Here is a 258-nt window from a genome sequence, read left to right as displayed (position 1 = left end):
CGGCCAGCCGGTTGTCGTCCGCGGTCACCGGTCCCTCCGTTCGCGTCCGTAGCGCCGCTCGAACCGCTCGACGCGGCCCGCGGTGTCCACGACGCGCTGGTTGCCGGTGTAGAAGGGGTGGCTCGCCGAGGAGATCTCCACGTCGATGACCGGATAGGTGTTGCCGTCCCGCCACTCGACCGTCTTGTCACTGGTGGCGGTGGAGCGGGTGAGGAAGGCGAAGTCGGCGGCCCGGTCGCGGAAGACGACGGGCCGGTA

General features: G+C 70.5%; 1 protein-coding gene. It reads right to left on the bottom strand.

Going from position 1 to position 258, the window contains the following annotated elements; genetic code table 11:
• Nucleotides 1-24: 24 nt before the first annotated feature.
• The coding region (locus NP777_RS47475) for a type B 50S ribosomal protein L31 (RefSeq protein ID WP_256656417.1) at nt 25-258 on the bottom strand (234 nt) is incomplete at its 5' end.

It is taken from the genome of Streptomyces rugosispiralis (assembly GCF_024505145.1).
In the GTDB taxonomy this organism is placed as follows: domain Bacteria; phylum Actinomycetota; class Actinomycetes; order Streptomycetales; family Streptomycetaceae; genus Streptomyces; species Streptomyces rugosispiralis.
This window is presented reverse-complemented; position numbering and strand designations above follow the sequence as displayed.